The sequence below is a fragment of the Faecalibacillus sp. genome (assembly GCF_047023275.1).
Lineage (GTDB): Bacteria > Bacillota_I > Bacilli_A > Erysipelotrichales > Coprobacillaceae > Faecalibacillus.
In genome coordinates this window covers 24720-38992 of record NZ_JBKYAR010000017.1, presented here as the reverse complement: position 1 = coordinate 38992, position 14273 = coordinate 24720, and the positions used below count along the sequence as shown (strand labels likewise).

Annotated in this window: 13 protein-coding genes, 9 tRNA genes and 1 pseudogene; 5 read left to right on the top strand and 18 right to left on the bottom strand. The window is 29.9% G+C overall.

All coding sequences use genetic code 11. The features are described from left to right. The 5 genes and pseudogenes from ACLVEP_RS07415 to ACLVEP_RS07395 all read right to left on the bottom strand — a co-directional run. Window positions 1-575 (bottom strand): annotated as a pseudogene (locus ACLVEP_RS07415) (D-alanyl-D-alanine carboxypeptidase family protein); the annotation flags it as partial. Window positions 576-622: 47 nt separating this feature from the next. Beyond that, window positions 623-1180 (bottom strand): Fe-S-containing hydro-lyase, encoded by a 558-nt coding sequence (locus ACLVEP_RS07410; protein WP_412583904.1) that lies wholly within the window; start codon window positions 1178-1180, stop codon window positions 623-625. Continuing rightward, window positions 1177-2022, bottom strand: coding sequence for a fumarate hydratase (locus tag ACLVEP_RS07405; protein ID WP_412583903.1), 846 nt, complete (start codon window positions 2020-2022; stop codon window positions 1177-1179). Before ACLVEP_RS07405 ends, ACLVEP_RS07410 begins: the two co-directional genes overlap by 4 nt. Beyond that, a complete protein-coding gene (locus ACLVEP_RS07400) occupies window positions 2019-2642 on the bottom strand; it encodes a hypothetical protein (RefSeq protein ID WP_318000917.1) in 624 nt (207 codons plus the stop codon). The genes ACLVEP_RS07405 and ACLVEP_RS07400 overlap by 4 nt, the downstream gene beginning before the upstream one ends. A 9-nt stretch (window positions 2643-2651) precedes the next feature. Further along, window positions 2652-3470, bottom strand: a complete 819-nt coding sequence (locus ACLVEP_RS07395) for a MurR/RpiR family transcriptional regulator (protein WP_412583902.1) — start codon at window positions 3468-3470, stop codon at window positions 2652-2654. Between the two features lie 277 nt (window positions 3471-3747). Between ACLVEP_RS07395 and mscL the strand changes: the two genes are divergently transcribed. Further along, on the top strand, window positions 3748-4191 hold the full coding sequence (mscL, locus tag ACLVEP_RS07390; RefSeq protein WP_022002309.1) for a large conductance mechanosensitive channel protein MscL: 444 nt from the start codon (window positions 3748-3750) through the stop codon (window positions 4189-4191). Window positions 4192-4272: 81 nt separating this feature from the next. Here mscL and ACLVEP_RS07385 read toward each other — a convergent pair. The 6 genes from ACLVEP_RS07385 to ACLVEP_RS07360 all read right to left on the bottom strand — a co-directional run bounded on the left by ACLVEP_RS07385 (window position 4273) and on the right by ACLVEP_RS07360 (window position 4762). Beyond that, window positions 4273-4356 (bottom strand) — tRNA-Leu (locus ACLVEP_RS07385). Between the two features lie 7 nt (window positions 4357-4363). Further along, window positions 4364-4439: transfer RNA gene (locus ACLVEP_RS07380), tRNA-Lys, on the bottom strand. 6 nt (window positions 4440-4445) lie between these two features. Beyond that, window positions 4446-4521 (bottom strand) — tRNA-Thr (locus tag ACLVEP_RS07375). A 5-nt stretch (window positions 4522-4526) separates the two neighbouring features. Beyond that, window positions 4527-4602: transfer RNA gene (locus ACLVEP_RS07370), tRNA-Val, on the bottom strand. A 5-nt stretch (window positions 4603-4607) separates the two neighbouring features. Then, window positions 4608-4683, bottom strand: a tRNA-Glu gene (locus ACLVEP_RS07365). Window positions 4684-4686: 3 nt separating this feature from the next. Beyond that, window positions 4687-4762 (bottom strand) — tRNA-Asn (locus ACLVEP_RS07360). A 177-nt stretch (window positions 4763-4939) separates the two neighbouring features. Here ACLVEP_RS07360 and ACLVEP_RS07355 point away from each other — a divergent pair. From ACLVEP_RS07355 to ACLVEP_RS07345, 3 genes are read left to right on the top strand one after another with little or no spacing between them, the layout of a single operon-like run. After that, window positions 4940-5194: a hypothetical protein gene (locus ACLVEP_RS07355; RefSeq protein WP_412583900.1), complete on the top strand. Its 255-nt coding sequence runs from the start codon at window positions 4940-4942 to the stop codon at window positions 5192-5194. A 10-nt stretch (window positions 5195-5204) separates the two neighbouring features. Next, window positions 5205-6059: a DegV family protein gene (locus ACLVEP_RS07350; protein WP_412583899.1), complete on the top strand. Its 855-nt coding sequence runs from the start codon at window positions 5205-5207 to the stop codon at window positions 6057-6059. 11 nt (window positions 6060-6070) lie between these two features. Beyond that, window positions 6071-7057 carry a dipeptidase gene (locus tag ACLVEP_RS07345; protein WP_412583897.1) on the top strand — a complete coding sequence of 329 codons (987 nt, stop codon included), beginning with the start codon at window positions 6071-6073 and terminating at the stop codon, window positions 7055-7057. A gap of 37 nt (window positions 7058-7094) precedes the next feature. On the opposite strand, the gene ACLVEP_RS07340 is transcribed toward ACLVEP_RS07345, so the two are convergent. After that, complete coding sequence (locus ACLVEP_RS07340; RefSeq protein WP_257360652.1) at window positions 7095-8069, bottom strand: IS1595 family transposase; 975 nt, start codon at window positions 8067-8069, stop codon at window positions 7095-7097. A gap of 196 nt (window positions 8070-8265) precedes the next feature. On the opposite strand from ACLVEP_RS07340, the gene ACLVEP_RS07335 reads away from it, so the two are divergent. Further along, the gene (locus tag ACLVEP_RS07335) at window positions 8266-11433 is read left to right on the top strand and encodes a DEAD/DEAH box helicase (RefSeq protein ID WP_412583896.1); all 3168 of its coding nucleotides are present in this window, start codon (window positions 8266-8268) and stop codon (window positions 11431-11433) included. A gap of 11 nt (window positions 11434-11444) precedes the next feature. Here ACLVEP_RS07335 and ACLVEP_RS07330 read toward each other — a convergent pair whose 3' ends face one another. The 6 genes from ACLVEP_RS07330 to ACLVEP_RS07305 all read right to left on the bottom strand — a co-directional run bounded on the left by ACLVEP_RS07330 (window position 11445) and on the right by ACLVEP_RS07305 (window position 14239). Next, window positions 11445-12449, bottom strand: coding sequence for a PTS transporter subunit IIC (locus ACLVEP_RS07330; RefSeq protein ID WP_412583895.1), 1005 nt, complete (start codon window positions 12447-12449; stop codon window positions 11445-11447). Window positions 12450-12529: 80 nt separating this feature from the next. After that, a tRNA-Ala gene (locus tag ACLVEP_RS07325) sits at window positions 12530-12605 on the bottom strand. A gap of 39 nt (window positions 12606-12644) precedes the next feature. Continuing rightward, window positions 12645-12721, bottom strand: a tRNA-Ile gene (locus tag ACLVEP_RS07320). Between the two features lie 25 nt (window positions 12722-12746). Beyond that, window positions 12747-12823: transfer RNA gene (locus ACLVEP_RS07315), tRNA-Ile, on the bottom strand. 116 nt (window positions 12824-12939) lie between these two features. Further along, a complete protein-coding gene (locus tag ACLVEP_RS07310; protein WP_412583894.1) occupies window positions 12940-13629 on the bottom strand; it encodes an N-acetylmuramoyl-L-alanine amidase family protein in 690 nt (229 codons plus the stop codon). A gap of 61 nt (window positions 13630-13690) precedes the next feature. Continuing rightward, window positions 13691-14239, bottom strand: a complete 549-nt coding sequence (locus ACLVEP_RS07305; protein WP_320096952.1) for an NUDIX domain-containing protein — start codon at window positions 14237-14239, stop codon at window positions 13691-13693. Window positions 14240-14273: the final 34 nt, after the last annotated feature.

The window sequence follows — 14273 nt, the reverse complement described above, 5'->3', positions numbered from 1 at the left end:
GTATTATATTGTGCAATATATTCTTCCATTTTCTTTAAATGATAACCTTTTACTTTTCTATAAGGAGCTGTTTGATTATTTTTAAGTTTTTTATCTATTAAATATTGAAGATCACTTTTACCAGCACCATCTTTTAACATTGTCCAAATAGTATTTTCACTATATCCCATTGCCTTTAATGAAGGTGCTTGATTTTCAAAAATATAATTAACAACATCTACGATATCATCATAAGCCATATCCTTATGTAACGCATAGAATTGTTCATATTCATCATAAAGAGTTACTTTATTTGAATTATCGATCCATTTTAAAATATGTTTCATTTCATCATGAGATAATAATTCTTTTTCTTCTTCACTATCAAATGACTTCACTAATTCACTTGTTGTTGACCAAGAGTAACCTTTCATCAAAAATTGAATTCTATTAAAATTCAAATAAACGATCAAACCAACAATCACTACAACTGCAGCAATTATAGCAATGGCAGTACGTCCTACTCTTAAACGTCTTTTTGAACGACCATATGAACTGTAATAACTGTAATCTGTTTTTTTCTTAAATAATCCCATTTCTTCTCACCTCTATTAACGTACCGCTATTATAGAAAATATATATTCTACTTACAATCTTTTTTTAAATAGTTTTTTCTACCAATTTCATATAAATCATTTCCTAAATGATCAATGACTACAACTAATGGCATATTTTTTACTTTTAACTTACGAATAGCTTCTGGTCCTAAATCATCAAAAGCAATCACTTCACATTCTTCTATACATGAAGACATCATCGCTCCAGCACCACCAATGGCTCCAAAATAAACACCATGATAATCAATGATAGCTTTTTTTACGGCATCACTACGATACCCTTTACCAATCATCGTATGTAAGCCAAGTTTAATAAGTCTAGGTGAATAAGCATCCATTCTTCCTGAAGTGGTTGGTCCACCACTACCAAATACTTGACCTGGTTTTGAAGGTGTTGGGCCAACATAAAAGATCGTTTGATCTTGAATATTGAAAGGAAGTTCTTTTCCTTCATCTAATAATTGAATCAATCTTTTATGAGCAGCATCTCTTCCTGTATAAATCGTTCCACTTAAAAAGACTTCATCTCCAGCTTTTAGCTGTTTAATTTTATCAACTGTTAATGGTGTTTCTAAATAAATCATAGCGAAACCTCCTTATGACGTGAGACATGACAACAAATACTAACAGCTACTGGCATTCCTGCAATATGTGTAGGGAAAGTTTCAATATTTAAAGAAAGTGCTGTTGTCTTTCCTCCATAACCAGCAGGTCCAATTCCTGTTTCATTGATCATTTGTAATAATTCATCTTCTAAAGAAGCATATCTTTGATCTGGGTGATGACTTCCAATTTCACGAATCATAGCTTTTTTAGCAAGCATTGTCACTTTATCAAAAGAACCTCCAATACCTACACCAATCACCATTGGTGGACAAGCATTTGGTCCTGCATCATTGACAACTTTCATCACAAAATCCTTAATTCCTTGAAGTCCATCACTTGGCTTCAACATTTTAATTTGACTCATATTTTCTGAACCAAATCCTTTAGGTGCTAAAGTAATATGAAAAGTATCTCCCTCAACAATTTCATAATAAATAATTGCTGGTGTATTATCTTTTGTATTAGTACGTTCAAACAAAGGATCTTTAACAACTGATTTTCTTAAATAACCTTCTGTATATCCTTGTCTTACTCCTTCTTGAATTGCTTCATTTAAACTACCACCTGTAATATGTACTTCTTGCCCCATTGTCACATAAACAAAAGCCATCCCTGTATCTTGACAAATAGGCATTTGTTTTTCATGTGCCAACTTAGCATTATCCATTAATACTTGTAATGTTTTTTTCGCAAGCTCACTATCTTCTTCAGCATGTTTTTGTGACAATGCTTTTTCAACATCTTGGGGTAAAATAGTTGCTGCTTCTATACACATCTTTTTAATTGCATCTGTAATTGTTGAACATGTTATTTCTCTCATTGTGCTCTCCTTTTTTTACTATGATAATGGCTTTGATCTTCTAATTGTTCTTGTTTAAACTCATGCCAGCCATTAATAACTTTACCTTGAGGAACCACCAGATTCTTAGCAGTTCCTAAACCTTTTATTAATCCTGCTCGATGATCTGGATCAGGATCTTTATAAGAAGCTCCTGCTTCTAACTTACAACTATAAACATTGATATTTCCTAGTATTTGCGAACCTCGTCCAAAATAACAATTTCCATAAACATTAATATTGCCATCATATCTACCTTCATCATTGAAAATAATTTGTGCTTGATTCATATTGGCCTTAATTGAAATCGGTCCTCCACTGAAAATATTTTCATTACCTACTTCTATTACACCACCATTTTCAGCAACAAAATAAGTATTAGTAAAAAAGGTATTATGACTTCCAATTTTAATTAAAGAATCATGATCACTTTTTATCACAATATTACTATAAAATATATTATCTTTTCCAATATGTACACTTTTACTAATTAATAATGAATATGGATCAAAAACAACATTTTCTAAAGCAACTTCACTTATAATTTCATCAACTGTATAAAAACCATATTGTTTTCTATACTCATCTATCCTATTAATCATCATCTTCACCTATTCAATAATATTATCTTTTACATCAGGATAATAAATAGAATAATATCTAAGTGACATTAATTCCATTGTTGTAAGTAAATTATGTTTACCTGTTCTTTTATATTTTGAATCACCTATTTCAATAATATAATCTGGTTCAAAACCAAAATCAAAATCCTTATCATTTGTAATAACAACAATTTTAGCATTTGATTTTTTAATATATGAAATCATCTTTTGACTACCATTAAAAATATGACCACTAACTGATAAAACAATAGCAATACTATTTTCATCTAATTCCTTAGCACATTGAAGTTGACTCGTTTGTTCCATATAAGCCATTGTAAACTTTTCTAACATCAATAAATCCGTTTGAAAATGTAAAGCAACTGAATGTGAAAATTGTGTTCCAAAAAAAGCTACATTATCACTATCATGAATCAGTTTTAAAACTTCATCTATTATATTCCAATCTAAATAAGAAGAAAGTTGATTTAAAGATGTACAAATTTGTTGACTATAATACGCTGTACTTTTTTCAGGATCATCTTTCATCATATCCAATGGAACATTAATTAAATTATTAAATTTTCTTGATGTTGAACTAAACCAAGCACACTCTTGTTTTAAATGTGCATAATTTTCATAACCTAGTGTTCTACAAAAACGAGAAATGGTTGCTGGAGACACAAAACATTCACTCGCAAGTTTAGAAATTCCCATATGAGCTACTTCTGAAATATGATGTGCCATATACCAGGCAATGTTATAATTTGTATCTGTTTCATTGGCGCTATCTAAATATATTAATAATCTATAAAATAAATTTTTCATGTCATCCTCCCCTATTCTACAATATTATACACTAAATTCATCTTTATGCTTATATAAATTTGTGATAATAAATCACATATTTTTTTACATTTGTGACTTTTTTTAACTATTTTTTACTTATATATTAACAGTGTAGAAAGAAAATAGATTTTACTATTCATATTCCCTCTATTATCTTTCTATATTATTCTTATCCTCCCAAATAAGAATAACATAAAAGGCATCTTGATGTCTTTTTTTCTTTTTCTTATAATAAAGAAAAAGGAGATCAATAATAATGTTAAAAGAATTCAAAGAATTTGCCTTAAAAGGCAACATGATTGATTTAGCTGTTGGGGTTATTATCGGTGGCGCTTTTAATTCATTAGTCACTTCTCTTGTAGAAAACATCATTATGCCTATTTTAAGTTTAGTTACAGGTAAAATTGATTTTTCTAATCTATTTATTGCTTTAGATGGAAATACATACAAAACATTAGCTGCTGCTCAAGCAGCAGGGGCATCTACTGTCAATTATGGTTTATTTATTACTGGTTTACTTAACTTCATTATTATGGCTTTTGTCATCTTTATGATTGTTAAAGCAATGAACAAGTTAAGATCTAAAACTGAAAAACCAGTAGAAGAAAAGCCAACGAAAAAGATTTGTCCTTATTGTCAAAGTGAAATATCTATTAAAGCATCTCGTTGCCCACACTGTACAAGTCAATTAGAAAACTAAAATAGCTTTCTGTAATGTTATTCATTACAAAAAGCTATTTTTATATACAAAAAACATCGATTACTCGATGTCTCTTACAATTGGTGCGGGCGACAGGAATCGAACCTGCACGCCGAAGGCGCTAGATCCTAAGTCTAGTGCGTCTGCCAGTTCCGCCACGCCCGCATTAAAATGGTGACCCGCAGGCGACTCGAACGCCTGACCCTCTGATTAAAAGTCAGATGCTCTACCAACTGAGCTAGCGGGTCAAAATATGGTGCCGGCTAAAGGACTTGAACCCTCAACCTACTGATTACAAGTCAGTTGCTCTACCAATTGAGCTAAGCCGGCATAAATGGTGGAGGTTAACGGGCTCGAACCGCTGACCCTCTGCTTGTAAGGCAGATGCTCTCCCAACTGAGCTAAACCTCCATAAATGGTGACTCGTACGGGATTCGAACCCGTGAATGCATGCGTGAAAGGCATGTGAGTTAACCGTTTCTCCAACGAGCCACATGGCGCTTGAAGTAGGACTCGAACCTACGACCGATCGGTTAACAGCCGATTGCTCTACCAACTGAGCTATTCAAGCAACTTAACAGTGCTCATTTATATTAGCATCCTTTTTCTAATAAATCAACCCTTTTTTATAATTTTTTTAAAAAAATTTTAATTTTCTTTAAAAAACTACACATATATGAATATTATGTATCATTCTTGATTTGATTAATGATATAATTATATAAACATATAACACAAGGAGGACGTTATGGATCAACAAAGAGAACAAGCAAGTCAAATCGCACATGAATTTGTCGTTTATCAAGAAAGTGAACAAGCAGATATTGATGCTAAAGATCATCAATTCGATGCTTTATGGCAAAGTATATATGATGTATGTAAATTAATTAAATTTGGAATAATAGAAGATATCACTGAAGAAGAATTTGAAGAAGCTTATGCTTGGTTAAAAACTACCCAATCTCTTACAGATGATTATCAAGAATTTGATTTAGAATTTTAAGGAGAAGAAAATGGAAAAATATTTAATTGTAACTGATACAACAAGTGCAATGGATCAAGAAATTGCACAAAAGAATGGAATTGAACTTATTTCATTAAGTGTCATTGTAGATGGAAAAGAATATAAAGATCAAATTGATATTTCAACAGAACAACTTTATGACTATTTAAAAGATGGTAAAACACCTTCAACAAGTCAACCAAATACAGGTTATCTTATTGAAAAAATGGAAAAATGGCAAGAAGAAGACTATGAAGCTATCATTATTATTACTTGTTCAGCAGATTTGTCAGGAACAAATAACGGTTTCCATCTTGCTAAAGAAACAGTTGGCTTAGATAATGTTTATATTTATGATAGTCGTCAAGTTGGAGCTCCTGTTATGGATATGGCTATTCGCGCTAAACAACTTGCTGATGAAGGAAAAACAGTGGATGAAATTTTTACAATGTTAGAAGAAAAAACAGCACATTCGTTCTCGTTTTTATATCCAGATAATTTTACTCAACTTTCACGTAGTGGACGTTTATCACCAATGGCAGCCAGAATGGCTTCGATGTTAAAAATCAAAGCTTTGCTTTGTTTAGATGAACAAGGTAAATCTGTTGATAAATATAGTATGTCTCGTACAGAAGTTAAAGTTTTAAAAGCTATCGTTGATAAATTTCATGAATTAGGAGTCAATGCTAAACAATATAAGATTTATATTTCTGATGCTGATAATTTAGTATTTGCTAAAAAAGCAAAATTATTATTTCAAACAACATTCCATGGAATTGAAGTAGAAATCAATGATCTTCCTGCCGTTTTAACATGTCACGGTGGTCTTGCTTGTTGTGCTATTCATTCTACATATAAAATTTAAGGAGAGATTTTATGAAAGTTGTTGATATGCATTGTGATACTATTTTAAAGCTTTATGATGATTTACATCATAGAAAAGCTGGTTCTTTGTTAGAAAATGATGGTCATATTGATTTAAAGAAAATGCAAAAAGGGGATTATTTATTACAAAACTTTGCGATGTTTGTCGATCTAAGCGAAAATCCTCAACCATTTTTAAAAGCAAATCAACTCATTAATCATTACTATCATGAAATAGAAAAATATCCTGAACTTATTAAACCTGTCTTTTGTTATCAAGATATCATCGATCATCAACAAGCAGGTATTATGTCTTCTCTTTTAACTTTAGAAGAAGGAGCAGTTGTAGAAAATGATTTATCATTACTTGAACATTATTATAGATTAGGGGTTAGAATGATTACTTTAACATGGAATCATGCAAACGGGATTGGCCATCCTAATCTTTCAAATATAACATGTTATGAAGATATGTTTAAAATCAATGATCAAGATGGTTTAACACCTTTTGGTTTACAATATATTAAAGAAATGGAACGTTTAGGAATCATTATTGATGTTTCTCATTTGAGTGATGCAGGTTTTTATGATGTTTATCATCATACAACAAAACCTTTTGTTGCTTCTCACAGTAATGCACGTCAAGTTTGTGGTGTTGCTAGAAATATGTCAGATGATATGATTTTAAAGCTTGCTAGTCGTGGTGGTGTTATGGGAATTAATTTCTGTAGTGATTTTTTAACAACTGAAGGCAATCATCATACAAGTTATGTTAAGGATATGGTTCAACATATTTTATATATCAAAAATCTTGCTGGTATTGATTGTATTGGCTTAGGAAGTGATTTTGATGGTATTGGTTCAAAATTAGAAATGAAGGATGCAAGTGGATATCAAATGTTATATGATGCATTAATTGAAGCAGGCTTGTCTACAGATGAAATTGAAAAGATTTTTTATAAAAATGTTTTACGTGTTTATAAAGAAATATTGAAATAGGATTGTTCGCAATCCTATTTTTTAAAAAATTACTTAATTAACCATCTGACACATGTGCATAGTATGGTTCGGATAAATTGAGTACAGTAATAATTGCTTTTTTAGGACATGGATGTGATTTCAAAACATATTTCTGTATTTTGTTCATGAAGTTCTTTCCAGTATATCTATGGTTGAAACGCCATTCTTGTTCATTCAAAAACAAAGGTAAGTCACGTTTAGTTACTCCATGATATATACCAGTAATATTATTCTTTATATCACCAATTAATACATTAAGCCAATACAATCTATGATTTTCTTCATCATAGAGTATTTTTTCTGATTTTAATGTTATTTTATCAGTTAATCCTAAAAAAGTTGTTTTTCCATCAGTGTTTAGTATTCTTTCTTTTGAAAGTATTGCTTTTTTTGAGATGAATCTAACAATATTATTTGTACTATCTACAGCTACTGGCATTAATTTTAAAAATTTTGGATATTTATTTTCTTTATCTGTTGATAACATTACTAAAAAGGGTTGCTGTTCAGTAGCAACTCCTTGTTTGTGTTCTTCTTTACTTTTTGAGCCTATATAAGCAACGTCTGCTTCATAAAAAAAGCTGTCCAGAATTTTTTCACTGTTACTTTGGGACATAAGAATCCTACATTTTCTACAAAGTAATAGCGCTGTTTTATAATTTATTTCTAATTCATTAGCTAATTCAATCGCAGACAAACCTTTATTTGCCGTAAAAAAGAGATACATTCCTAAAATCAATTTATAAAGATCTAGCTTATTATCTTGAAATATAGTATTAGAAAGTAAGTAATGTTGATGACCACATTCTTTACATTGAAAGACATCACCTCTTTTAATGGAATAGTAATGTGTACATCCACATTTTTCACAGTAAAAGCCAACAGGCCATTTCATTTTAAAAAAGAATTTTACACATTCATCATGATTATTTGCATATTTTCTAGTTAAAGTAATTAAAGAATCCTTTTTTGGTTTTTGATTTTTAGCCATAGTATCCACCTCTTTAAGAAAAGTATATAATATTTTAAAGAAGTGATAGATTATACTCCTCGGTTTAAAGTGAGAATAACGGAGTTAAATCAAAAGATGTGTCAGATGGTTAATTAAGAAAAATTAAAAAAAAGCTTATCTCTATCTCATCATTTTAAAAAAATAATGTTATAATAGCTAAATGGGAGGGACACTTATGTATATTAAAGATGATGAAATTAATAAGTACTTTAATGAGCCCAACTGGAAAGTCGCTCATAACTTATTTCAACATAATACAATATCCAACATGTCTGTAATTAAAGATGGTCAAATTTATCAAATCGTTGGAAGTACAAACGTTAACGGTAAAATAGATACTGCTACAATTCAAGTAGATACTGGAGGTCATATTCTGGAATTCAACTGTGATTGTAGTCATTGCAAGCCTAATGAATTGGCATGTGGACATATAGGTGCAATTTTATTGAAATTTTATGGATTAGAATCAAGTGATTTACCATATTCTTTCAATCAAAAAGGAAATTATGCTGATCAATTACAAGCACTTCAAGCTAAAAAAGAAGCTGCTCATTTAAAGGAACAAGCTAATCTTACTTTTTCACTTATTGAACAATACAAAAACAAACATCGCTTACATCAATTACAACTTAACCAACACGTTCGCTTGATACCTCAAGTAAAAAGCACTTTTAATCGTTTAAGTTTATCTTATAAGATTGCTAGCGATCGTAGTTATACAATCAAAAACTTAAATACTTTTATTCAAAATGTAAAAGCAAATGAAATTATTGAATATGGAAATGCTTTAGTCACTGATCATAACTCTAAAGTATTTGATAGTTCTTCATTAAAACAACTTCGTTTTATTAAAGAATATTCACATTTTAAAGATGATGATCGTAGTATTAGAATTACTTCTGATAATATCGATGATTTCTTTTTAACACACTATGATAATTTAGACATCAATATTAATTTTACAACTATTGATTTACAAAATTTCATTTTAGAAATTCAAAAAGATGAAGATTATACAACTATTAAATATAAAGAACCAGAAGGCATTACAATCATTGGTCATCAATACATCTATTATTTTGATCATTACACACTTAATAGATATTCAAAAGAATGCAGTGAAGCTTTAAGACCTTTGCTTACTCATTTAGAAAACAATTCACTTACAATTCCAAATAATGAATTACCACGTTTTTCTAAGTATATCATTGATTCTGTTGTTCCTTATGTCGAATTTACAGGAGATGATATTGATGAATATCTACCAATGGATATTTCTTTATTAATTTATGTTGATTTAAATAATAATAATGAATTATCTGTTACTTTAGATTATCGAGATGATCAAGGAAATACGATCTTAGAAAATCCAAAAGATTTAGTACTTCCATTAAAATTAGATGGTGTTATTCAAACATTAGAAAAATATTTAGAATACGACGAAATCACTCAAATGTATTATCTTTATAATGAAGAAGATATTTATGATTTTATTACACGTATTTTACCTTCACTCAATAATGATTGTGAAATTTATATTAGTGAAGAAATTAAACAAATGAATAAACCTAAAAATATGAAGTTAAATATTGGGGTTCGTTTACAAAACGATTTATTAAAAATCGATATTAATAGCATTAATGTTGATAAAGAAGAAATTAAAGATATTTTATATGCTTATCAACATAAGAAGAATTATCATCGTTTAAAAAATGGTGAATTTATTAATTTAGATGATGATAGTATTAAAGATTTAGACTTATTATTTAATGATTTAAATATTGAATATAAAGATTTAAAAGATGGTGAAGTAGAAGTTGATAAATATCATTCACTTTATTTAGAAAACTTTATGAACAGTTCATCATTGCAATTCAACAGAGATCAACATTTCCAAGATTTAATTTCTCACATTGAAGAAAAAGATCCTGAAGAAATTAAAGTTCCTCAAAATTATTCTCATATTTTAAGGGACTATCAAGTTCAAGGATTTAAATGGTTAAAAACAATGTCAGAATATGGTTTTGGTGGTATTTTAGCTGATGATATGGGGCTTGGTAAAACATTACAAGTTATGACATTGATTGAAGATAGTATTGGTGAAAATCATGTCAGTCTTGTTGTTGCACCTGCAACCTTGATTTATAACTGGCAAGATGAAATTAATAAATTCTCTAAAAAATTAAGAACAATTTGTATTACTGGAAATATTTCTCAAAGAAAGAAATTGATTGAAAGTATTCCAGATTATGATGTTGTTATTACTTCATATGACTATATTCGTAGAGATTATGAATTATATAAAGATTATCAATTCTATTATTTCATTTTAGATGAAGCTCAATATATCAAAAACCAAAGCACTAAAAATGCACAAACTGTTAAATTAATTAATGGTAAGTATCGTTTTGCTTTAACTGGTACTCCAATTGAAAATAGTTTAGCAGAATTATGGTCAATCTTTGATTTCTTGATGCCACAATATTTATATAATTATCATCATTTTAAAGAAACATATGAAATACCAATCATAAAAAATGAAGATCAACAAAAACAAGCAAAACTTAAACAATTAGTTGAACCATTCATTTTAAGAAGAACAAAGAAAGATGTTTTAACAGAATTACCAGATAAGATTGAAAACAACGTTATTATTCCTTTTACACCAGAGGAAGAAAAAGTATATCTTGCTAACTTATCAACAATTAATAGTGAATTACAAAGCGCTATTCAAGTAAACCATATTGATAAGATTCAAATTCTTGCAATGATGACAAGACTTCGTCAATTATGTTGTGATCAACGTATTTTATATAAAGATATTATTGAACCAAGTTCTAAACTTAAAGCATGTATGGATATTATTGAAACTGCTAAAGAAAATAATCAAAAAGTTTTATTATTCTCTTCATTTACTAAATCATTAGATTTAATTGAAGCTGAATTACGTAAAAAAGATATTTCTTATTATGTTTTAACTGGTTCAACAACAAAAATCAAAAGACATCAACTTGTTAATGCTTTCCAAAACGATCAAACAACTGTCTTTTTAATCAGTTTAAAAGCTGGTGGTACTGGTCTTAACTTAACAAGTGCTTCTACCGTTATTCACTATGATCCATGGTGGAATATGTCTGCACAAAATCAAGCAACAGATAGAGCTTATCGTATTGGACAAACAAATAATGTTCAAGTTTATAAATTGATTATGAAAAATTCAATTGAAGAAAAGATTCAAAAACTTCAAGAACAAAAACAAGATTTATCGAATATGTTTATTGAAAACAATAATGGTTCTATTACACAAATGTCTACTGCAGATATCATTGATTTATTTAAATAAGAAAAAGGAGATTAAAGACGTTCAATCTTTAAATCTCCTTTTCTTATGTAATTTAATTTTCTAAAACCTTTATAAAAAACAAACGTTAAAACAGCCGGTAAAATCACATCAATTAAAATAAGTGGTACCCAATATTGATTACCCATCACTTGAATCGCATCCAGTAAACCTACAAGTCCTGCCGTTCCCATTCCAGAACCAATTGCACTACAACGAATATGAAGTAAAACCGTTGAAATTGGAGCTGTAATGATCGTTGTTAAAATTGTTGGTAACCAAATAAGAGGTCTTCTAATAATATTTTTAAACTGTAACATACTTGTTCCAACAGCGATAGCAATAACATCTCCAATATCATTATCTTCAATTGACATCATTGCAAAACCAACCATTTGTGCACAACATCCTGCAAGTGCTGCACCCGCTGCTAAGCCATCAAGTCCTAACATAATACCAATAGCTGCTGATGAAATTGGGGCTGTTAATGCCATTCCCATTAAAACACCTACTACAATTGACATAAATAATGGTTGTAAAGAAACACCTTCATTAATAACACTACCAATCCAAGTAATCATTTGTGTTAAATAAGGACCTACAAATTGTGTGACTAAACCTGCCATACATATAGAAACAAAAGGAACAAGTAAAATATCAATCGGTGTTTTTCCTTGAATCAATCTTGTCACTTCAATAGCTGCTAAAACAGCCACATAAGCTGAAATCGGATTTCCTGCTTGAATTCCATTATTAAATGTTCCAGCCCCTATTGCTCCTGCAATCACCGCAGAAATCAAATTTAGACCTTTAGCATCAATTGCATAGCCAATTCCTATTCCAATAGCAGGGCCCATGAGATAACCTGCAATTGTCCCCCAAGTCACCAATTGTTCAATATGAACTAAAGTTCCTAATTGTTTTAATATTGTTCCAATAATCAAACTCGCAAAAAAGCCATAGGCCATACCATTAAAAGTATTAATTATATAATTACCCTTTCCTCTACTTTGTGCCATTTTTAACCTCCTTAATTGGATTATAGAGTATATTTATTCTTTTTTAACAAAAAAACTGCCGAAGCAGTTAGTTTATTTATTGGTGGAGCCAAGCGGGATCGAACCGCTGACCCCCTGCGTGCAAGGCAGGTGCTCTCCCAGCTGAGCTATGGCCCCAAATTAATATTTAATTTTCCACCATTTCATTTGTTAAAATGGTGGGCCTGAATGGATTTGAACCATCGACCTCACCCTTATCAGGGGTGCGCTCTAACCAACTGAGCTACAGGCCCACATCTATATAAAACAATTAATTAATGGTGGGCCTGAATGGATTTGAACCATCGACCTCACCCTTATCAGGGGTGCGCTCTAACCAACTGAGCTACAGGCCCATCAATCAACTGCCCATATAATATAACATGCATACAGTCTTACGTCAACGGTTTTTCGTATATTTTTTTACATTTTTTTAAAGAAATAAAATTATATTGATAAAATCAACGTTTTTTTATTGTAGAATTTTTGATATTTTTTTCTTTTTTTGAGCTTTTATCTTTAAATGATATTTAATTACCCCTTTTCTTATTCTTTGACATAACTTTTTTTGATAATTTTTACTTCTTAATTGTCCACATTCATTATAATTTGATAAAAAACCACACTCAATTAAAACCCCTAATGTCTTTGTTGCCCTTAAAACTCTAAAACCACATCCACTAATAGGCTTTCGACTATGCGTCAATTCCTTTAAACTTTGATCAATATCCCCAGCAAGTATTTTTCCTTGTTCACTTCTATAATAATAAAAAACCTGTGAGCCCCAAGCACTTTTATTACCTGAAGCATTTTGATGTATACTTAATAAATAATCACCATTAAAACTATCTATCTTTTTTACTCTTAAATACATATCATCTTGTTTAGAATAATGATGATTTCTTTTCGTCATATCATAATCTCCATCTCTTGTTAAATATACCTTTGCCCCAAAGCTTTCTAATTCCTTTTTTAATTTCAAAGATATCTCCAAATTAAGACGATCTTCAAAATAACCATATTCAATCGCCCCATTATCAAACCCTCCATGTCCTGCATCAATCACAACTTTAGTGCCTTTTAATGGCTTTTCACTTGCATAAACAGGTATTTCATAGCTCCAAATACATACTATAATCAAGATGAATACTATCTTTTTCATAACATCACCGTTGTATTATATGATATAAAAAAAGATATCATGATTCATGATACCTCTATTATTATTGATTTATATATTTTTGAATCATCTCTAATTCTTCAATATAGATACAATGATTGATTTTATTTTCTTTAACTGCTTGATAACATGTTTCAAAATCTAACCATTTCACTTCACTTACTTCATGATCTACAAAAGTAAAATCTTTTTCTTCTAAATCTTTCCACAAAATAAATATTTTACTTATTTGATTATCTTTAAATAATCGCCCATGAAAAACTTCTTCAAAATGAAATCTTCTATTTCCACAATCAATCAATTCACTTTCACTTACAACAATTCCTAATTCTTCTTTCAATTCTCTAACTGCAGATTTTAAATAACCATCTCCCGCCGGAATATGCCCAGCACTTGAAATATCATAACATCCAGGAAATGAATCCTTTTGATCACTTCTTTTTTGTAAAAGAATTTGTATACGATCCTCTTTTTTCCTTAAAATCCAAACATGTGCTGTACGATGTAAAATTCCCTTTTGATGCGCTATTTCTCTTTCTATTGTCTTTCCTGTTGGATTTCCTAATTCATCGCATATATCTAAAATTTCCATTCTATCATCTCCACTAAAATCATATTATCATCTT